Annotated in this window: 16 protein-coding genes and 2 pseudogenes; 3 read left to right on the top strand and 15 right to left on the bottom strand. The window is 59.4% G+C overall.

The annotated features are described in order from the left end of the window. Positions 1 to 41 precede the first annotated feature (41 nt). Positions 42 to 1,877, bottom strand: a complete 1,836-nt coding sequence (locus tag BSK43_RS18820) for an aminopeptidase P family protein (protein ID WP_077469021.1) — start codon at positions 1,875 to 1,877, stop codon at positions 42 to 44. A 340-nt stretch (positions 1,878 to 2,217) separates the two neighbouring features. Here BSK43_RS18820 and BSK43_RS35125 point away from each other — a divergent pair, with 340 nt between their 5' ends. Next, positions 2,218 to 2,358, top strand: coding sequence for a hypothetical protein (locus tag BSK43_RS35125; RefSeq protein ID WP_168807084.1), 141 nt, complete (start codon positions 2,218 to 2,220; stop codon positions 2,356 to 2,358). Between the two features lie 187 nt (positions 2,359 to 2,545). Here the strand turns inward: BSK43_RS35125 and BSK43_RS18815 are convergent, their stop codons facing one another. Genes BSK43_RS18815 through BSK43_RS18805 form a run of 3 tightly spaced genes read right to left on the bottom strand, consistent with a single transcriptional unit; the run spans position 2,546 to position 5,203 of the window. Continuing rightward, a complete protein-coding gene (locus BSK43_RS18815; RefSeq protein ID WP_077469022.1) occupies positions 2,546 to 3,424 on the bottom strand; it encodes a 50S ribosomal protein L11 methyltransferase in 879 nt (292 codons plus the stop codon). 19 nt (positions 3,425 to 3,443) lie between these two features. Continuing rightward, entirely contained in the window at positions 3,444 to 4,592 is a 1,149-nt protein-coding gene (locus tag BSK43_RS18810; protein ID WP_077469024.1) for an NAD(P)/FAD-dependent oxidoreductase, read from the bottom strand. A gap of 8 nt (positions 4,593 to 4,600) precedes the next feature. Continuing rightward, positions 4,601 to 5,203 (bottom strand): SCO family protein, encoded by a 603-nt coding sequence (locus tag BSK43_RS18805; protein WP_077469026.1) that lies wholly within the window; start codon positions 5,201 to 5,203, stop codon positions 4,601 to 4,603. A gap of 448 nt (positions 5,204 to 5,651) precedes the next feature. Here BSK43_RS18805 and BSK43_RS18800 point away from each other — a divergent pair, with 448 nt between their 5' ends. Then, positions 5,652 to 6,116 (top strand): chemotaxis protein CheW, encoded by a 465-nt coding sequence (locus BSK43_RS18800; protein ID WP_068398452.1) that lies wholly within the window; start codon positions 5,652 to 5,654, stop codon positions 6,114 to 6,116. A gap of 269 nt (positions 6,117 to 6,385) precedes the next feature. Here the strand turns inward: BSK43_RS18800 and BSK43_RS18795 are convergent, their stop codons facing one another. The 3 genes from BSK43_RS18795 to BSK43_RS18785 form a co-directional block, all read right to left on the bottom strand. Next, positions 6,386 to 6,880, bottom strand: a complete 495-nt coding sequence (locus BSK43_RS18795) for a CreA family protein (RefSeq protein ID WP_068398449.1) — start codon at positions 6,878 to 6,880, stop codon at positions 6,386 to 6,388. A 173-nt stretch (positions 6,881 to 7,053) separates the two neighbouring features. Next, positions 7,054 to 7,497 carry an SRPBCC family protein gene (locus BSK43_RS18790; protein WP_077469028.1) on the bottom strand — a complete coding sequence of 148 codons (444 nt, stop codon included), beginning with the start codon at positions 7,495 to 7,497 and terminating at the stop codon, positions 7,054 to 7,056. Between the two features lie 38 nt (positions 7,498 to 7,535). Continuing rightward, positions 7,536 to 7,859, bottom strand: coding sequence for a metalloregulator ArsR/SmtB family transcription factor (locus BSK43_RS18785; RefSeq protein ID WP_136687242.1), 324 nt, complete (start codon positions 7,857 to 7,859; stop codon positions 7,536 to 7,538). Between the two features lie 337 nt (positions 7,860 to 8,196). Here BSK43_RS18785 and BSK43_RS18780 point away from each other — a divergent pair, with 337 nt between their 5' ends. Beyond that, positions 8,197 to 8,733: a GNAT family N-acetyltransferase gene (locus BSK43_RS18780; RefSeq protein ID WP_077469030.1), complete on the top strand. Its 537-nt coding sequence runs from the start codon at positions 8,197 to 8,199 to the stop codon at positions 8,731 to 8,733. A gap of 39 nt (positions 8,734 to 8,772) precedes the next feature. Here the strand turns inward: BSK43_RS18780 and ligA are convergent, their stop codons facing one another. From ligA to BSK43_RS18740, 8 genes and pseudogenes are all read right to left on the bottom strand, one after another. Then, entirely contained in the window at positions 8,773 to 10,926 is a 2,154-nt protein-coding gene (ligA, locus tag BSK43_RS18775) for an NAD-dependent DNA ligase LigA (RefSeq protein WP_077469032.1), read from the bottom strand. Between the two features lie 206 nt (positions 10,927 to 11,132). Beyond that, positions 11,133 to 12,299 carry a serine hydrolase gene (locus BSK43_RS18770; RefSeq protein ID WP_246662634.1) on the bottom strand — a complete coding sequence of 389 codons (1,167 nt, stop codon included), beginning with the start codon at positions 12,297 to 12,299 and terminating at the stop codon, positions 11,133 to 11,135. A 174-nt stretch (positions 12,300 to 12,473) separates the two neighbouring features. Further along, positions 12,474 to 14,144 (bottom strand): annotated as a pseudogene (gene recN / locus BSK43_RS18765) (DNA repair protein RecN). A gap of 12 nt (positions 14,145 to 14,156) precedes the next feature. Further along, positions 14,157 to 15,026, bottom strand: coding sequence for an outer membrane protein assembly factor BamD (locus tag BSK43_RS18760; protein ID WP_205910640.1), 870 nt, complete (start codon positions 15,024 to 15,026; stop codon positions 14,157 to 14,159). 284 nt (positions 15,027 to 15,310) lie between these two features. Then, positions 15,311 to 16,267, bottom strand: a complete 957-nt coding sequence (gene lpxC / locus BSK43_RS18755) for a UDP-3-O-acyl-N-acetylglucosamine deacetylase (RefSeq protein WP_077469037.1) — start codon at positions 16,265 to 16,267, stop codon at positions 15,311 to 15,313. A gap of 333 nt (positions 16,268 to 16,600) precedes the next feature. Then, positions 16,601 to 18,335 (bottom strand): annotated as a pseudogene (gene ftsZ / locus BSK43_RS18750) (cell division protein FtsZ). Between the two features lie 103 nt (positions 18,336 to 18,438). Beyond that, positions 18,439 to 19,770 (bottom strand): cell division protein FtsA, encoded by a 1,332-nt coding sequence (gene ftsA / locus BSK43_RS18745; RefSeq protein ID WP_068398421.1) that lies wholly within the window; start codon positions 19,768 to 19,770, stop codon positions 18,439 to 18,441. After that, entirely contained in the window at positions 19,767 to 20,675 is a 909-nt protein-coding gene (locus tag BSK43_RS18740) for a cell division protein FtsQ/DivIB (RefSeq protein WP_205910639.1), read from the bottom strand. The genes ftsA and BSK43_RS18740 overlap by 4 nt, the downstream gene beginning before the upstream one ends. Between the last annotated feature and the right edge of the window lie 5 nt (positions 20,676 to 20,680).

The following is a 20,680-nucleotide window of genomic DNA, read 5'->3' as shown; positions in this document are numbered from 1 at the left end:
TGCCATCCCGCTCTCAGGTGAAAGCGGGATGGCATTACCTTTTAGTGGCTGAGTTCCAGCGTCGCATTCTCCAGCCATGCCCGAATGTCCGCATCATGGATGAGGGGCATCAGCGCTTCGCGCGTCTTCACATGATACTCGTTCAGCCAATGCAGCTCTTCGTGCGTCAGCAGTTCCACGAGGACCAGGCTGCGATCGATCGGGCAGAAGGTCAGCGTTTCGAAGCCGAGCATCGGCATATCGCCGCCTTCGATCTCCTCCGGATCGCGAATGTAGATCAGGTTCTCGATGCGGATGCCGAAATGGCCAGGGCGATAATAGCCGGGCTCGTTCGACAGGATCATGCCGGGCAGCAACTCCTGCAAGGCGAGCCGCGCGATGCGCTGCGGCCCCTCATGCACCGAGAGATATGAGCCAACGCCATGGCCGGTGCCATGGGCAAAATCGACGCCCGCCTTCCACAGCGCAATGCGCGCCAGCGGATCGAGATCGCAGCCACGCGTGCCCTTGGGGAAGCGCGCCGTGCTGATGGCGATCATTCCCTTCAGCACAAGCGTGAAGAGACGCTTCTTTTCTTCCGAGACAGCACCAATGCCGACCGTGCGGGTGATATCCGTCGTGCCATTGATGTACTGAGCGCCTGAATCGATCAGGAAAAGCTCACCGGCCTGGATCAGCTGGTCGCTAGCCGTCGTCACGCGGTAATGCATGATCGCCGCATGCTCGCCCGCGCCCGAGATCGTATCGAAGGAAATGTCCTTCAGCGGGTTCTGCATGCTCTGGCCGACGCGGGCGCGGCAGGCTTCCAGACGCTCGGCGGCGGCAATCTCCGTCACCGTGCCCGGCTTGCTGGTTTCGAGCCAGTAAAGGAATTCCACCATGGCGGCGCCATCCTGCAGATGTGCGGCAGCCGATCCGTTGATCTCGGCGGCATTCTTGCAGGCGCGCGGCAGCTTGGCGGGATCATTGCCCTCGACGACTTCGCCGCCCTCATGACGGATGATATCGGTCAGCGCATAGGAAGCGAGATCCGGATCGACCAGGATGCGCCCGCCACTTGCGGCCGCGGCAGCCAGCCGCCTGGCCAGCTCGGACGGCGGCAGCTGCTTGCAGATTTGGGTGAGATAGGCTTCGGCCTCGACCTTGGTCTTGCGCTTGTCGAGAAAGAGTTCGGCCTCGCCTTCGGCATGAATGATGGCGCGCGCCAGCGGATGCGGCGTATGCGGCACATCGCTGCCGCGAATATTGAAGATCCAGGCAACCGAAGACGGATCGGTGATCAATACCGCCTTGAGGTTCTTTTCCTTGAGACTGGCTGCAATCGTCGCGAGCTTGTCCTTCGCCAATATACCGGCCTGGGCGATATCCTGGATAATGACGCCGCCAAGCGGCTCTGCGGGTCGGTCGCTCCAGAGCTTGTCGAGGGGATTATGGGGAAGAAAGACCAGCTTGCCGTCGATCTCGCTCAACGCCTTTTCCAGCCGGCGGACTTCGGCGCCGGTATGCAGCCAAGGATCAATCCCGAGCCGGAATCCCTTCTTGGCATGGCGCGGCAGCCAGATATGCGGTGGCTCGTTCACCAGATCGCCACCGGTGAAGACGCTGCGGTCCACCTGCTCGGCAAGCTGCGTCACATAGCGGCCATCCACGAAAACCACGGCCTGCGTGTGTGTCACAAGTGCAACACCCGCCGATCCAGTGAAGCCTGTGAGCCAGGCGAGCCGCTCTGAACATTTGGGCACATACTCGCCCTGATACTCGTCGGCACGCGGCACCAGGAAGCCGTCAATACCGAGATCGCCAAAGGCATTGCGCAGCCCAGCGACCCGTTCGCGGCCGAATTGCGGGGTGGAAGTGACGTCGAAAGACTGGAACATGGCTTAATCCAAGACTGGTGGGAATCCGTGAAACTGAATAGTGCCAGTATGTTAGAACATGATTGCAGGAAGTGCGACGTGATTTTCGGGGGAGAGCGAAAACTGTCGGTGATGTGGCGATTCAAGCCTGCCGTGCTGCTAGGCTCGCCATAGGCGCCGTTAACGAATCCGCCCATTTCGTGAGCATGATAGATCAAATATGACATCTTCACGGCAGGCAATATGCATATCGCGCATAGCTCCCATGAAGCCTCCCCCCTGCCACGCAAGCGAACGAGTCGCTATATCCGCCACATCAAACGGGGTTCACGAAGAACCCAACCGAAAAGGACTAAAGACAATGCCTATCTCTCGCTCCGCATATGTTAGCCCGGCGCTGGCTGGCGAGCGTCGCACCGTACGCCACTCTGTCGGCTCGCTTCGTCAGCTCGAGGTCGAAACGTCGAAGGCAATCGGCGCAAGCCGTGGTGATCGCCACTAACAGTTATCAGCTATGCGTTCACCAGATCGCGATCCGGTTCTCCTCCTCCCTCCCCGGATAATGATCAGAACGCTAGAGCCCGCTTGAGCACTCCTCCACACGCTCGCGGGCAAGATCGGTCTAGGCCGATCTCAAGGCGGTGCCTCGGCACCGCCTTTTTTGTTTTCCGCAAAGACGGATGACCGGCTCAAGGCCGGTCAAGATGGATGGTCACCCAGCCGTTGCGCCAGATTGTGCGCACATGGCGGAGCTTCGCACCATTATAGGCCGCAAGAACCTTCCAGCGCTGCTCGGCGAGAATGCCCGACAGGACGACAGAGCCACCCGGCGCCAGATGTGCCACAAGCTGCGGCGCCATCTTGATCAGTGGACGCGCAAGAATATTGGCAATGATCAGATCGAACGGTCCGTGACGCGAAAAGGCCGTCGAGTGAAAGCCAGGTGCCGTTTCCAGCGCGATGCCGGAGGCTATGCCGTTGCGGCGGACATTCTCGCGCGCGACACGGACGGCGATAGGGTCGATATCGGTCGCCAGGACTGGAATATTACGCAGCTTACGCACTCCGATCGCCAGCACGCCGCTGCCGGTACCGAGGTCGAGGGCATTGCGGACCTGTCGGCTGGCAAGAACCTTCTCGATGGTTTCCAGGCAACCCGCCGTCGTACCGTGATGCCCTGTGCCGAACGCCTGTCCGGCATCGATCTCGATGGCGATATCGCTCGAACCGACCTTGTCCCGATCGTGAGAACCATGCACCAGGAAGCGTCCGGCGCGAACCGGCTTCAATCCCTCCAGCGACTTCGCAATCCAGTCGACGTCGGGAATGATTTCCTTTTCGATGGCAAGTTCCGGAAAAGCCTGCTCCAGCAAGGCTGCGAAGCGAGGACGAACATCGTCTTCATCTTCCGCATAGAGATAGATCGAGGTTTCCCAGATGTCCCTCTTCTCATCGATCTCGCTGGTCGCGATCGGCAGTTCCTCGTCCTCGAAAACGGGCGTCATCAGATCGAGGACCTGTTCGGCCTTCTTCTCGGTCGTCGTCACATAAAGGCGGATTTCACTCAACTCGTCGCTCTTTCTTGTCTTACTCGGCCCAATCGATCCAAGGCGGCTTTGGGGTATCATAACCAGCCACGCTTCGAAGCAAAACCCGCCTGGCCGGGCCGAAGCGCAGGACCAGCGGTGCAATGAGATTGCGCATCGCGATCGCCAGCGGATTTGTCATGGTAATCAGCCGCGTCAGGCCATAGGTCTGTTTCAACACCTGCTTCACGGCGGGAATTCTCAGCGCCGAATACTCCTGTTCGCGGCCTTCCGCAATGAGCCAGGCAAGCCAGCAGGCATCTTCGATACCGAGATTCATGCCGCGCGCACCGGCCGGCGAATGGATATGCGCGGCATCGCCGGCCAGAAAGACATTGCCTTTGGCCATAGGCTCGACGTGACGAAAATGAATGCGGAACTGTGAAGCCCACAGCCTTTCGGCAATGGTGGCCGGATGAACGATACGGCTTTCGAAATCTTCCAGCGTCGAGATATAGCGAATGACATCCGATGCCACCGGCAGGCGCCCGATCATGCCCGGATCGAAGATCGAAACCTCGCCGAAATGCGTATCGATCTGGCCTGAATAGCGAAAATCAACCAGATAGAAATAGGCCTCCAGCGCCTCGCCCGGAAAACCCGCACCGAGAGCCTTACGAACGACGGAATGGGCGCCGTCAGCACCCACCAGAATATCAGGCCGAACCGTTTCCATAGCGCCGTCAGGCCGCCGAACTGTAACCTCTGGCTTCCGGAAATCGGCGATTTCGCCCGCAACGATCGCCGTCTGCCACTCCGGCACAATGCCATAAGTCGACAGCGCCTCCAGAAGCAAACGCTCCGTCTGCCCCTGAGCCAGACCGCGAATGGCGCTGAACCGGCCCTTCACCTGGCTTGCATCCAGTTCGAAGAGAGTTCTTTCACCGGCGCGGACACGGAAACAGTCGATCGATTGCGCAGCTTCGACGATGCGCTCTGCGACACCGGACGGGGAAAGCAGCGTCAACGTCCGGGCATTGACACCCAGAGCCCGGCTCTCTTCCACCGGCGTCGGGCCAGGACCATCATCAATGATCCGTGGGGTGAAGCCGCGCCGGGCGAGTTCGAGCGCAGCAGTGAGGCCAACAGGCCCTGCTCCGGCAATCAGAATCGATCTGAATGTCGCCTCTCCGCCGATCCTCTCACCCATCTAAGCCCCTACCCCTTCTTGATGAGGTTCTCCAGCTTCTTCACAGCCACATCCGGATCCTCCTCGTAGGCGATGGTTCCGGCAAAGCCGCCCGACGAATCCAGCAAGAAGACCGAAGCGGTGTGATCCATCGTATAGTCGCCGTTGGGCTGCTTGTCGTCGGTCGGCACCTTCTTGGCATAGACACGGTAGCCCTTGACCATGTCCATCACCTTGGCCGGATCGCCCGAAATGCCGGTAATCCGCTTGGAGACGTTAGACACATACTGGTCCATGATCTCAGGCGTGTCGCGCTCCGGATCGACAGTCACGAAATAGGCATTGAGCTTGGTGCCATCGGGGTCGACCTTCTCCAGCCAGCTGTTGAGCTCAAACAGCGTTGTCGGACAGACATCGGGACAATGCGTGTAGCCGAAGAACACCGCCGAAGGCTTGCCGCGAAACGCCTGCTCGTTGATCGACTTGCCACTCTGCGAGACCAGCGTGAAGGGCACGCCATAGGGTCCCTCAGCAGCCACCTGCGGCGCCTTGCTGCCCCCGAAACTCAGCCAGCCCAATACGCCGGCAATGATCAACACCACTACCCAGACACCAATGCGCACACTTCTCATGACTGCCATTCCTCATCCTACCCCGGCGACGGCACCTGAAAGGCGGTACGGTCGGTCTCCCAGCCGGTGTAACGGCTCGAAGTGGAGGACGCAATTCAAGAAGATGTTCCGGGCAGGCCGAAATCGTCGCAGCAGTCGGCTCGATCCCCAGAGAACTTAACTGTTCTACCAATATGATTTCGCAAGTCGCTCAAGGCGAATTCTGCTTCAGTGTTAAAGTAATCCTAACCTGTCCGCGCGAACATCTGCATCAAATGTCGAACACGACTTCGACCGCCGCCGAAACGCGCGGCAGACCGATTTTCAGAAGGGCATGACGCCCGCCGGAGCAGCCAGGCATTACCAGCCTAAGCACCGGACGCTGCCGCTGCCCAAGCCGCTCCAGCCGATCTCTCTTTTCAATCGCTAGCGTCGTTTGCCATCGGCGCCAAACGGGAAGTCCATACTCATGACGAACGCCATCAAGCAATCCGGCGCCTATCTGGAAATCGTCTCCTTCCACCTCGGCGATCAGGAGTTCTGCATCGACATCATGGCCATCCGCGAAATCCGCGGCTGGGCACCCGTAACGCCGATGCCGCACACGCCGCCTTACGTGCTCGGCCTGATCAACCTGCGCGGTGCGGTGATTCCGGTCATCGACATGGCCTGCCGCCTCGGTATGAAGATGACGGAGCCCTCCGAGCGTTCGGCGATCATCGTCACCGATATCGCCGGCAAGCTTGTCGGCCTCTTGGTCGAGCAAGTCTCGGACATGATGACCATCAAGAGCGAAGATCTGCAACCGGCGCCGGAAATCATTCCGGAGGCGCAGCGCGCCTTCTGCCGCGGCATCGTGGCGCTGGAAAAATCGATGGTCTGCTTCCTCAACCTCGACACGATCATTGCGGATCAGCTGGCACAAGCCGCCTGATTTCAATGCATTAGCCCAAAAAGAAAATCGCCCTGGAGCCTCGGCTTCAGGGCGATCGATTTTCTAGCTGACCAGCATTGGCAGGGGTGTAGCCAACGCGCCAGTCATGCAGGCCGTGAACAAGCGGGAGATTCACTCCCCTGTTCGCTTTCGAAATTGCATCAAAAAGGTGCAAACCGAAAGCAACCAGAGGGAATTAGACAACTCAAGAGTAAGACTTTTTTTGGTATTACCCTTCCCTCGGTTGCCGTTGAGGTATCCTGGTAGCGTTATTTCGGCTTGCCGTTTTTCCAGCTAACATTTTGGCCGAACAGGGGTATCGTCGAAATTGCCATCTTCGCCGAACCGTTCGTCAACTGGCGCGAGTGGATGAGGTAGACAAGCGTATCGTTCTTCTTGTCGTAGATGCGCGTCACCACCAGCTTCTTCCAGATGAGCGACAGCCCAGCGCGAAACACTTCCTCGCCGCTCTGCGACAGATTGATATCGCCGATCTCGATCGGCCCGGTCTGGCGGCAATCGATGGAATTGTTGGAGGGATCTTCGAACCAGTTGCCCTTGCGTAAGCGGTCAATGACGCTGCGATCGAAATAGGTGACGTGGCAGGTGACGCCAGACACCCCGGGATCAGGCACGGCATCGACCAGAATATCATTGCCCGTCCAGTCCACGCCAACCTTGCCAACAACCTCGGCGGACGCGGAAACAGGCGCCACGGCCAAAAAAGACGCGGCAATCGCGGCAAAGAACTTCGCTGAATGCATCGATCATCCTCCAATAGAGCCGCCGGGAGCGAAAGCGGCTTGGCTAAGGTAGGATGGCCTACGGGGGATGCAAGATAGGTTTGCTCTTCTCCACACCGCGTGCCTGATGCGCGAAATCGCAGGCATTACCCTTGATTAGGCAACGCCTGCAACGGAGGCACGGCGTGCCCGCCTCATTTCTGGCTCATCGCCACCGCTCCCGTTTCCAGAAGCGACTTGAGATTCGACAGGATTTTTGGCCAACCGCCTGATACGGCGTCGATGAACTTCGAGTTCTCGACCTCGATTGTGTGACGAACGGTCAGCTTCACGGCCTCGCCCGCCGGCTCCAGTTCCATCACGCAGCGCGACCAGCCCTCGTCCTTCAGATCCGGGCGCCATTCGTTGCGCCATTTGAAAGCGAGGCGTTTAGGCGGATCGAATTCCGCGATCTCGCCGGCATCCGCGACCCTGCCATCCGGAAAAAGCATCTTCCATGGCGACCCGACCTTCCACTCTGTCTCATGGACCATGTCGAACCAATATTGCTTGATAAATTCCGGTGTAGTCAGCGCCGACCAGAGCTTTTCCGGAGTGGTGCGGATGAAGGTGACGTAGACGAACTTGCTTTCGGTCATGTCATTTCTCCTTGTTTCAATAATTGCTCGCGGGACGTTTATTGGCCGCCCTCGTCTTCCAACGCCTTCTTCAGCGCCGAAAGCGCACTCAGATGTCGGCGCTCGAACTTGTTGATCCAGCGCTCGGCAATGCCGTTGATCGGCACCGCGTTGATGAAATGCAGCTTCTCCCGGCCCTGTTTCTCGGAGGACACCAGCTTGGCCTCCTCCAGAATGGCGAGATGCTTGGCGACCGCCTGACGCGTCATCGCCAAGTCCTCGCAGAGCGCGTTCAGCGTCTGCCCGTTGCGCTCAAAGAGCCTGTCGAGCAACTGCCGACGGCTGGCATCCGCCAGCGCCTTGAAGACTGCATCATCATCCACAGATACGAAACCATTTGGTTGCCTATTATCGAGTTTATAAGCAACCAAATGGTTGCCTGTCAAGCAATATCCTGGGAAACGACAATCCTGCGCACTCAGCGCGCGGTCGCTTAGTCGACGCAATTTGGGAGAGGCGCGATTGACAATGGTCGCATCGCGTTGGATCATCCAACCATGATCGCAAACCGCACCATGGTAACGCACCTTCACACCATCTCCCCCTTCGCAGGGCGAGTGGACGGCGTGTTGCGTTGAAGTAGCCGCATCCATCTCAACCCTGCCTAGGCGAGCAGGGTTGAAAACGCCTTGCTCTCCTCCCCCACATCAAGGAGAGCACATGTCTTTCAAAGAGCAAGAACCTGCCAAACGACGACCCGCCAAGGTCGGCCCAGTGGCGATTCGCGCAACCCACCCGGCCGATGCCGAGGCAATCGCGGCCATCGCCAATCTCCCCGGTTTCCGCGCCGGCACACTCCGCCTGCCCTTTCAAGGCGTCGAGGAGACGCGGCGCTGGCTGGACAAGCAGGATCTCTACGCAACCCGCCTTGTTGCGGAAGTGGATGGGCAAGTCGTCGGCAGTGCCGACCTGAGGCGGCTTTCCGGCCGACGAGCTCATATCGGCCAGATCGGCATGGGCGTGCACGATGATTTCACCGGCTGCGGTATCGGCTCGGCACTTATGGCCGCGCTCGTCGACGCCGCCGACAACTGGCTGGCGCTCAAACGGCTGGAACTGACCGTCTACGTCGATAATGCCCCGGCAATCGGCCTTTACGAGAAATTCGGTTTCGAAACCGAAGGACGCTTGCGCGCATTTGCGTTCCGCAACGGCGAATATGTCGATGCGTTCACGATGGCGCGGCTGAGATTCTGAGCGATATGAGAGCGGCGGATTACGCTACCGCCGTTCTCCTCACCCGCCGATGAGCTCGAGCCACTCGTCCTCGGTCATGACCTGGACATTGAATTCCTGCGCCTTGTCGAGCTTCGAACCCGCGCCCGGTCCGGCCACGACGATGTCGGTTTTTTTCGAGACCGAGCCGGAAACCTTGGCGCCCAGGCTCTCCGCCTTGGCCTTGGCTTCATCGCGGGTGAACTTTTCGAGCGAACCGGTGAAAACCACCGTCTTGCCCGCGACGGGGCTGCCTGAGGTCACCGGTTGTTCGGCTTCCTGAGGTTGGACCTCCTCCAGCAGCCTTGCAATCACCTCGGTATTGCGGGGCTCCTTGTAGAATTCAACAAGCGTGCGCGCCACCACCTCACCGATGCCCTCGATATTGTTGAGGTCGCTCCAGGCATCGCCCGCCAGCGGGGCCGCCTCCTTCATCGCCGCCTCGAAAGCCCCATAAGTGCCGTAGGAACGTGCGAGCAGCTTGGCCGTCGTCTCGCCCACATGGCGGATGCCCAGCGCGAAGATGAAACGATGGAGCGCAATCTCACGCCGTTCGTTGATCGCCGCGTAAAGCTTGCCGACGCTGACCTTGCCGAAGCCGTCAATATTCTCAAGCTTGGCGAGCGACGACTGCTGACGCTTTTCGAGAGTAAAGATGTCAGGCGCAATCCTGATCTGCAGCGCGGGGTCCTCGCTCTCGAAGAAGAAATCAATCTGCTTCGAACCCAGCCCCTCGATGTCATAGGCATTGCGCGAAACGAAATGCTTGAGATGCTCCGTCGCCTGCGCCCGGCAGATGAAACCGCCGGTGCAGCGGGTCACGGCGTCGATCTTGCCGGTCTTCTCGTTGATATCACGCACCGCATGGCTGCCGCAGACCGGGCACACCTTCGGAAACTCGTAGGATACGCTAGACGGCTCGCGCTTCTCCATGACGACATCGACGATCTGCGGAATAACATCGCCGGCACGCTGCACGATCACCATATCGCCAACGCGGATATCGCGGCCATCGCGGATCGGCTCGCCCTTGTTGCCGATACCCCTGATGTAGTCGGCATTGTGCAGCGTCGCATTGGTAACGACGACACCGCCGACGGTGATCGGCTCCAGCCGCGCCACCGGCGTCAACGCTCCGGTACGCCCGACCTGGATATCGATGCCGACCAGCCGCGTGAATGCCTGCTCCGCCGGGAACTTGTGCGCCGTCGCCCAGCGCGGTGAACGCGAACGGAAACCGAGGCGGCCCTGCAGCTCCAGACTGTCGACCTTATAGACGACACCGTCGATGTCATAATCGAGATCGGGCCGCTGCAGGCCGATCTCCTGATAGTGGCCGAGAATGTCAGCGACCGAATTCAGCCGCTCCATCAGCGGATTGATCGGGAAACCCCATGCCTTGAAAGTCTGCACCATGCCAAATTGCGTATCGGCCGGCATTTCCGACATTTCGCCCCAGGCATAGGCAAAGAACTTCAACTTGCGGCTTGCGGTCACCTTCGCATCGAGCTGGCGGAGCGAGCCCGCCGCGGTGTTACGCGGGTTGACGTAGGTCTGCTTGCCCTCTGCCTCCATCTGGGCGTTAAGCGCCAGAAAGTCGCTCTTGGCCATGTAGACCTCACCGCGCACCTCGACGACATCAGGCGCGCCCGCTGGCAGGGTCTGGGGGATTTCCTTGATGGTTCTGATATTGGCGGTAACATTCTCGCCGGTCGTGCCATCGCCGCGCGTTGCAGCACTCACCATCCGACCATTCTCATAGCGGATGGACATTGACAGCCCGTCAATCTTCGGCTCGGCGGTAAAGGCAATCGAATTGTCGGGCAAGCGGCCGAGAAAGCGATAGACGCTTGCGACGAAATCCTCGACGTCTTCCTGTGAGAACGTATTGTCGAGCGACAGCATCGGCCGGGCATGGACGACGGGAGCGAAGGTTTCCGATGGTGCGGCGCCCACGCGCCGCGACGGGCTGTCAGCGCGAATCAATTCCGGAAACCGCGCCTCGATGGCATCGTTGCGCCGCTTCAGCGCATCGTAATCGGCATCTGAAATCTCTGGTGCGTCCTTGGCATGATAAAGCGCGTCATTACGCGCGATCTCCGCAGCCAGATAGGCAAGTGCAGCGGCCGCTTCCTCTTCGGTCAGATCTTCGACCGGTTTCTGTTCGGTGCTCATGAATCGACACTCCCCGATTTTGAAGATGTTTTAGAGCACTTCGAGGAAAAGTGCGAAGCGGTTTTCCACTCGGGACGCGCAAATACCAAGAGAAAAACTTTGAAATTCGATCGCAGACGACAATCACAGGAACGGTGGTGTCCAAGGCAACTTTGCACCACAAGCGATCATCGGGATCGCTTTGCCATCACGGCCAGAAAGACCGCTCAGTTGCTCGCAAACTGTTTCAATATGCTGGACCAAAGCTCGACCAACTCGGCATTCCCTATTCCATGCATCTTCGTACGTACGGCGGTGTGGACGAGCACCACATGCGTCGTCGGATCGACAAGTATGCGCTGCCCTTCCAGGCCGTCCATGAAGAATGTTCTGTGCGGACCCGGCATCAGCCAGGTTTGATAGCCGTAACCCCAGGGGTGAGCTTCTTGGGTGACTGCGAGGAATGAACCTTGCGTCGCAGGCTGTGTGGCATCCAGCAGCCACTGACGCGGTATGATCTGTCGGCCGTTCCAGGCGCCGTCATGGGCGAGCAGCATGCCGAAACGAGCATAATCGCGAAGCGTCGCGCTGAAGCAGCAATAGCCGACCTCCTGACCAGTGCTGTCAACCTGCCAATTCGCGCTCGCCTCCGCGCCCATCGGCTGCCAGATCTTGGATTGAAGATACTCCGCCATCGTCATGTGTGTGGCATGGGTCAGCACCAGGCTCAACCCCTCTGTGTCCAGATTGCTGTAGTGCCAAACGGTGTTGGGAGCGGCAACCCGCTTGTTGAACCTCGTAACCGCCGCAATCGGATTGAGCTGTTCCGGGCCGAGCAATGAGTTGCGAAGCTTTTCCGCATCCTGAGGTGTGCCGAAGTTTTCGGTAAAGGCGATGCCGGAAGCCATATGGAGCAGCGCACGAATCGGCGTTACGCCCATTTCCGTGCCCTTCAGCTCCGGTACATAGGTCTCCACGGTATCGTCGATCGAATGAATGGCGCCCTCGGAAATCGCAATTCCAATGAGCATGCCGGTCAAGGTCTTTGCCATGGATTGGGAGAGAAAGCGGTCCTGATCGGTACGGCCATATTGGTAATGTTCGAACAGAATCACATCGTTGTGCGCAATCAGCAGCCCAGTCGTTGGATTGGTGTCGAGATACTTCATCAACGAAGTGGTTTCGGTACCAAATTTGAAGCTGGTCGAAAGCTCGGCCGGTGCTCGCAATAGCGTCGATGGCTGTTCGGCGGCGGCTACCGTGTGCGTCGGCCAAAGTCGGTCCGCGTGCGTGTAATTGCCGACCATGTGGGGCTGGTCTTTGAACGGCAGACCGACGGGATAACCGAGCTTCTCGCCATAATCCGCAGCATCGGGCCCGGTCTGAGAAAACACGGGAACGGCCTTCGGTTGTGGCTGCAAAGACGCAGCACTTGCCTGAATGGAAAGTGCTCCAAAAAAGATGGCGACAATGCTGCCCCAAAGCCTCACGTAAAAACCCTTCTCAACAGAAATGCGACGTCGTCTAGCAAAGCCCGGTAACAGGCATTTGACGAATTATCCCGGCAATCAGCCGTTGCCAGCCAGCAGCCGCTTTGCAGCCGCCCTCGCCTCTTCCGTCACCGAAGCGCCTGCAAGCATGCGGGCGATTTCTTCAGTGCGATCCTTCGGCTCCATGGTCGCAACGCGTGTCGAGATCTTTTCCGAGCCATCCGCGATTGGCCCTTTGGAGATCAGGAGATGGGTCGCATCGCGCGCCGCGACTGCGGTGCATGGGTAACGGATAGCACCTGGACCCGATCGGAGAGCCGCTTCAGCCGCTGGCCGATGGCATCGGCCACCGCACCGCCAACACCGGTATCAATTTCGTCGAACACCAGGGTCGGCGCAGACGAGATCGGCAAGCGCCACTTTCAGCGCGAGCAGGAAACGCGACAGCTCGCCACCGGAAGCGACCTTGGTAATAGGGCCCGGACGCGTGCCCGGGTTGGTCTGAACGTGGAACTCGACCACATCGATACCGTCAGCCGTGCCGGCGTCCGGATCGCTGGTAATTTCCACCATGAAACGCGCCCGCTCAAGCTTCAGTGCCGGCAATTCCGCCATGACCGCGGCGGCAAGCGCCGCGCCAGCGTGATGACGCTTGTCGGATAGGCTGCGCGCAGCGGCATCGTAGTCCGCCTTGGCGACAGCCAGTTCGCTATCCAGGCGCGCCAGCCTTTCCTCGCCGGCATCGACATCGGCAAGATCGGAGATCATTCTCACGGCCAATGCCGGAAGCTCGCTGACCGGCACGGAATATTTGCGCGAGGCTCCCCGTAGCCCGAACAGACGTTCCTCGACCCGCTCCAGCTCCCGCGGATCATATTCGGTCTTGCGGAGTGCGGCCTCGACTTCCATCTGCGCATTGGAAAGCTGATCCAGCGCCGCATCAAGCAACGCTACGGTGTCTTCAAGCAGGCCCGGAGCCTCGTGGCTCTTGCGCTCCAGCCTTCGCACCAGCGAGGCGATATGCGGCACGGGAGACGCGTTGCCGTTCAGAAACTCGGAGGCTTCGGCAATATCGCCGGCAATGCGCTCGGCCTTCATCATCCGCGCGCGGCGTTCTGCCAGATCATCCTCTTCGCCATCCTGCGGTGAGAGCTTCTCGAGCTCCTCGACGGAAGCGCGCAGATAATCCGCCTCGCGCGCCGCCTTCTCCACCTGCTCACGCTGCTTCTTCAGCGTCCGCTCGGTATCGCGCCAAACCTTGTGAAGCCTGCCAACAACTTGGGTCTCTTCGGCGAGGCCCGCGAAGGCATCCAGCAGCATGCGATGCGCGTCGGTATCGACCAGCGCGCGGTCGTCATGCTGCCCATGAATTTCGACGAGGAGCTGGCCTACCTGGCGCATGAGCTGCACGCTCAGTGCCTGATCATTGACGAAGGCCTTGGTGCGGCCGTCGGCCGACTGGACGCGGCGAAAGATCAGGTCGCCATCGTCATCGATGCCATTGTCGCGCAGGAGCTTGCGGGCCGCATGCTGCGTGCCAACATCGAAGACCGCAGTCACCTGGCCGCGATCCTCTCCATGGCGCACGAGATCTCCATCGCCGCGCCCGCCAAGGGCCAGCGACAGACTATCAAGCAGAATGGATTTGCCTGCACCCGTTTCGCCGGTCAAAACCGAGAGACCGGACTCGAAGGCAAGATCCAGCCGCTCGATCAGAACGATATCGCGGATCGAAAGCTGGATCAGCATCTTCGCTCAATCTCACGTCCCAAGAAGAAGTTTCTTGCCCGCTCTGGAAATCCACGAACCGGAGTTCTCGCTCGGCTCCACGCCACCCTTCTTCAGCAGCTTGTAGGAATCGGCATACCAGCGGCTGTCCGGATAGTTGTGGCCGAGAACGGCAGCTGCCGTCTGCGCTTCCGGAACGATGCCCATCGCATAATAGGCTTCCACCAGGCGTGCCAGAGCTTCCTCGATCTGGTTCGTCGTGGGATATTGCTCCACGACGATGCGGAAGCGCGAAATGGCTGCAAGATAGTCCTTGCGCTCAAGATAGTAGCGTCCGACCTGCATTTCCTTGCCTGCGAGCTGATCCTTGGCAAAGCGGATCTTTTCCTGCGCGTCGCTGACATATTGCGACTTCGGATAGTTGTTGACGAGCTTGGTCATCGCCTCGATCGTCTGCGCCGCAGCACGCTGATCCTGCGTGACGTCGACGATCTGCTTGGCATAGGACGAACCGACCAGATACTGGACGTAATCGGCATCCTCGGAGCCCGGATACTGCTTCAGATAGCTGTTGCCCGTCTGCACGGCATCGTCATAGCGACCTGTGCGGTATTTCACGAAGGTGCTCATCACCATCGCCTTGCGCGCCCATTCCGAGAAGGGCTGCTGCTGGTTGATGGCGTCGAACTTCTTGCCCGCCTCCGTCATGTTGCCAGCCTTGATGTTGGCAAGGCCCTGATTGTAGAGCAATTCCGGCGGATCGGTCTCGACACCGAGCTTGGTGATGTCGATATCCTTTTTGGTGTTACAACCCGTCACCACCGCACCGGTACCAGCGAGGAGAAGCGATACGAGCAGAGCCCGTGCTGTGACATTCATGCTTTCAGACCTTGCAAAACCCATCGGATCACTGTCCCACTAGCCGTCGTTGCGGAGACGGCATTCTCTCGCTGGCGTTTCTAGCCGCAAAAACACCATCAGGGCAACGCATTGATGATGCATTAACGCATTTTTGTGGCAAAGACCGCATATCGGCAGGCTTAATCACTGTTTTGACAATGAATTCTTTCGTTGGACGGCCTGACTTCGATGTTGCACGCCGACGAAAAATAAACCTTGCGAATCTCTCGCCAAAAAAAAGCCGCTCCTCATCGGAGCGGCTAATTTTTTATCTCTGTTCCAAAAGATCACGCCGACCAGGGCGCAAATTCCGGCGCATTGACCGAAACGAAATCGCGGCTGTGAGCACGCTGGCGCGGCGCCGCAGTTTCGACGACATCATAGGCGCTCGCATCGCTGAGCAATGCCTTCAGTGCGTTCGCATTCATGCGGTGGCCACCGCGATAGGAACGGTAGTGGCCAATGAACTGTGCGCCGGCCAATGCCAGGTCGCCAACGGCATCCAGCGCCTTGTGACGAACGAATTCGTCCTTCGGGTAACGCAGGCCTTCGACGTTGATGACGGTGTTGTCGTCAGAGATGACGACGGAATTTTCCAGTGACGAACCCAGAGCGTGACCCGAAGCCCACAGAGGCTCGACATCGCGCATGAAGCCGAAGGTACGAGCACGCGACAATTCGGTCTTGAAGGTCTCGGCGGTCAGATCGCCTTCCCACTTCTGCCGACCGATGAGCGGGCATGCAAAATCGATCTCGATTTCGAATCGCGTGCCGTCATACGGACGAAATTCGCACCAGGAACCGCCAGCCTCGATACGAACCGGCTTGATGACCTTGATATAGCGGCGCTTGACGCCGAGCGACACGATACCGGCCTGCTCGATGGCTTCGATGAACGGATAGGAGCTGCCGTCCATGATCGGCATTTCAGCGCCGGTGACTTCGATAACGACGTTATCGAGGCCAATCGCGTAGATTGCCGCCATGACATGCTCAACCGTCGCAACCGAGCGCAGCGGCGAGAAGCCGAGGACAGTGCAGAGGTCCGTGTTGCCGACCTGCGAGGAAACCGCGCGCAGCTCCGTTACGTCACCATTGTCATGCTGACGCTGAAAAACGACACCGGTACCAGCTTCTGCGGGATATAAGGTGATCGACACATTGGCGCCGGAATGAACGCCTATACCTGAGAGTGTCACAGGATTTGCAATGGTGGTCTGAAAACCCAGCAATCCGATTGCCATATAAATTCTGCCTTCGTCTATCTGATCCAGGCTGGGGCGGTCATTCTTCGGACACTTACCCATATTGCCGGTTCAGTCTGTTAATCCTGCCGCGGGCGCCACATACATTCATCGACGAATGTGATTCCGCAGGCTTGCTTGTTCTCTACATACTCGCCGAGGCATCTCATTCCAAATCACTGTTTCTTTCGCTTTGTTACGAAAGCAGCTGATTGAATTTGCTGGATAATTTCAGATACGGCATCAAGTCTAAAATAAGGAAATCCGGAGCTTTTCAGCCCCGGATTTCGTCAGGATGGTTAGCAACCTATTAAAAGGCTGTCCAATGTCGGATCAGTTCGACTGGCGGCGCAGGAAGGCCGGAATTTCGAGCTGATCGTCTTCATGGCTTGCCATGCGTGCCGACGGAACCTGCCGGCCCTGGTCGTCGAGCTGGCCGCGACGCGGAGCGTAGAGGCTAGCTTCCGGCGAAGGCGCGCGGCGCTGCTGCGGAGCAGCAGTGTTGGTGGAAGCCATCATATCGTCGAACGCCGGGTCTTCTTCACGGCGGCCAAGCGAGTTGGTGATGCGCTTCAGCAGGCCCATCGGACCGCGCTCTTCGGCAGCCTGAGCGGCAACCGGCTGGGCACGATGTTCCATTTCAGCCTTAACCACCGGCGGGAAGTCCTCCACCTTCGGCATGCGGACCTGCTCAGGAGCCTGACGGATGATCGGCTGCTGATGCATGACCGGAGCCGGCTGCGGCTGAACTGGAGCCTGACGGACAGGCTGGGCTTCAGGCGCGGCTGCGAAGATGCGGCTCTGCGGACGGAAGTTGTCTTCCTGTGCTGCGGGCTGCTGCATGACCGGCTGCTGCTGGACATGAGCCTGGCGGGCCATCTGGATTTCCAGTTCGCGTTCGAGATCGGCTTCCGCCGCACGAATTCGTCTGCGCGACAGGATCCACGGTACGGGGAGCTGGAGCAGCGGCCGGTGCGGTGTAGGCCTGCGCGACATGGGCAGGCTGAGCTGCGGCCGCTGCCGGAGCGGCGGCCGCGGAAGGACGGATAGCCGGCTTTGCCACCGGGCGGAACTCCATGCCCCGGTCGGCTGCTTCGTTCATTGCGCGGTCGATACCGGTTGCAACGACGGAGACGCGGATGATGCCTTCAAGCGATTCGTCGAAGGTTGCGCCGAGGATGATGTTGGCGTCCGGGTCGACTTCTTCGCGAATACGGGTCGCGGCTTCATCGACTTCGAACAGGGTGAGGTCACGACCACCGGTGATCGAGATCAGCAGGCCCTGTGCGCCCTTCATCGAGGTTTCGTCGAGCAGCGGGTTGGCGATAGCGGCCTCAGCAGCCTGCATCGCACGGCCCTGGCCGGAAGCTTCGCCGGTACCCATCATCGCGCGGCCCATTTCGCGCATGACCGAACGAACGTCGGCGAAATCGAGGTTGATGAGACCTTCCTTCACCATCAGGTCGGTGATGCAGGCAACACCCGAATAAAGAACCTGGTCGGCCATCGAGAACGCGTCGGCGAAAGTCGTCTTGTCGTTGGCGATGCGGAACAGGTTCTGGTTCGGGATGACGATCAGTGTGTCGACCGACTTCTGCAGTTCCTGGATGCCCATCTCGGCGAGACGCATGCGGCGGCCGCCTTCGAAGTGAAAAGGCTTGGTGACCACGCCGACGGTCAGGATGCCCTTGTTGCGGGCTGCCTGTGCGACAACCGGAGCAGCACCCGTACCCGTGCCGCCGCCCATACCGGCGGTGACGAAGCACATATGCGTGCCGTTCAGATGATCGATGATCTCATCGATGCACTCTTCGGCAGCTGCACGGCCGACTTCCGGCTGCGAACCGGCGCCGAGACCTTCCGTGACGTTGACGCCGAGCTGGATGATCCGCTCCGCCTTCGTCATGGTCAGCGCCTGGGCATCAGTGTTGGCGACGACGAAATCGACGCCCTGCAAGCCTGCCGTGATCATGTTGTTGACGGCATTGCCGCCACCGCCACCAACACCGAACACGGTGATACGCGGCTTAAGCTCGGTGATATCTGGCTTATGCAGCTTGATAGTCATTGTACCCGTTCCTTCTCTTTATGGCCGCATCGCCACGCCGGCCAATTCACTCGATTTCACTTGCCTGACGCTTGCCCCGGGAAACATTCCCGGGATCAGGCACTCAAAAACTCTCTTTCAGCCATTGGCCGACGCGGCCGATGCGGCTGTTGTTCCCTCCAAGCGACGAGAGCAGTCCGCTGCTCGGCGCATGTGTCTCCATGTCTGCGACCTGAGGATAGATCATCAGGCCCACCGCCGTCGAAAAGGCCGGCCCCTTGGCCGCCGTCGGCAAGCCGGATACGCCCATGGGGCGACCGATGCGGACATTGCGGGCAAGAACACGACGCGCCACATCGGGCAGACCGGTCAACTGACTGGCACCGCCGGTCAGAACGACACGCTTGCCGACGATCGGGCTGAAGCCCGAGCGCTGAATGCGATCGCGAATCAGTTCGAGGGTCTCTTCGATACGGGCCTTGACGATGCGCGACACCAGAGCCTTCGGCACCTGTGTCGGCTGGTCACGCTCGTCTTCGCCGATCGGCGGGATGGAAATCAGTTCACGTTCATCCGAGGAGTTTGCCAGCGCCGAAGCGTGTACCACCTTCAGCCGCTCGGCATCCTCGATACGGGTCGAAAGACCACGCGCAAGGTCGGTGGTGACATGATGGCCGCCAAGGCTGACCGCGTCGGTATGTACCAGCTTACCCTCGGCAAAGACCGAAATCGTCGTCGTGCCACCACCCATGTCGATCGCAGCGCAGCCAAGCTCGACTTCGTCGTCGACGAGCGCGGCAAGGCCGCTGGCATAAGGTGTTGCCACCATGCCTTCCACCGAAAGGTGTGCACGATTGATGCAGAGTTCGAGGTTGCGCAAAGCTGCGCGCTCAGCCGTCACCACATGCATATCGACACCGAGCGCATCGCCGAACATTGCCAGCGGGTCGCGAATGCCGCGTTCGCCATCAAGCGAATAGCCCGTGGCCAGCGAATGCAACACGGCGCGCTCCTGGCGGATCGACTGCTGGCAGGCCGCAGCCAGAACCTTCTTGAGATCGTTGCTTTCGACTTCCTGGCCGCCCAGATCGATGGTCGCGGTATAGATATCGCTACCGAGCCGGCCGGCGGAAACATTGACGATCAGACTGTCGACGGTAAGGCCCGCCATGCGCTCGGCAGCATCGACCGAAAGCCGGACGACACTTTCCAATGCGTCGAGATCGGCGATGACGCCGGTCTTGATACCGCGGGAACGTTGATGGCCGATGCCGATGATCTCGATATTATGCGTGCGGTTCGGGAGAACCTGGCTCTCCTCGCGCGGCGTCAGCCGACCGATCATGCAGACGACCTTCGTCGAGCCGATGTCGAGGACCGACACGATATGCGATCGCTTCGAAGACAACGGCTTCAAGCGCGGCAGGCCGAAATGGGACGAACCGAATAAGCTCATGTATCCTGCCCTGCTTTCTTCAAAGCCTTGTTTCTCGCATCGACGGCGGCCTGGCGGCGAAGCGTTGCGTCCGGGGTCAATTCTATTGCGGTACGATCGTCGAGACGAAGATCGACGGCAGCGATATCGCGCTGCAGAAGGTTCTGATCCTTGTCGAGATCGATGAGCCGCGCGAGCGCGCCGTCGATATTATCTTCCGGCAATTTGATGATCACGCCACTATCGAGATACAGATCCCAGCGGCGTCCGGCGACGCGCACAAAGGCCTTCACATGGTTGCGAATGTCGGGCCACTTGGCAAAGACATCATCGACAGAAGCGGCGGCGGTTTCAGCATCGCGACCGACAAAGAGCGGCAGTTTTGCAAACTTGTTATCCCGCAGCGGCGCGATGACGCTGCCATCCTTCTGGATCAGGGAAAGCTCGGAACCATGCTGCCAGATGGCATAGGCCTTACGCTCCGTCAGCTTCACTTCGACAGTCTTCGGGTAGACCTTGCGAACCTGGACGGTCTGCACCCATGGCAGGTTCGCGATCTTCAGGCGTGCCGCATCGGCATCAAGCGCAACAAGCGATGTCGTGCCGTCGAGGCCGAGCAGCTGCAGGATCTCGATTTCCGACGTCTCGTCGTTACCGGAAACCTTGACATCTTCGATGGCGAAACCGGCCGCAGACGTCGTCGCTTCCGCAACGGCCTGACCATGCCCACCGACCGACATGCCGTAGAGGCCCGTAGCAGCAAACAGCAGCAGGGCGGAAACCGTACCTGTGTGATTGGGAATATTGACGCGCCCGGAGCCAAGGCTGACCAGGAAGCGCACGGCGCGACGAAGCGGGCGCGGCAGAACGAACGCATCCTCGACATCATCGATGGCGAGAGGGACGCGATGACGGGACCGCCTCATATTTT

Source organism: Rhizobium sp. P44RR-XXIV (assembly GCF_001999485.2).
In the GTDB taxonomy this organism is placed as follows: Bacteria; Pseudomonadota; Alphaproteobacteria; order Rhizobiales; family Rhizobiaceae; genus Rhizobium.
The sequence above is the reverse complement of the archived record's forward strand: the minus strand, read 5'-3'. Positions and strand labels throughout refer to the sequence as shown.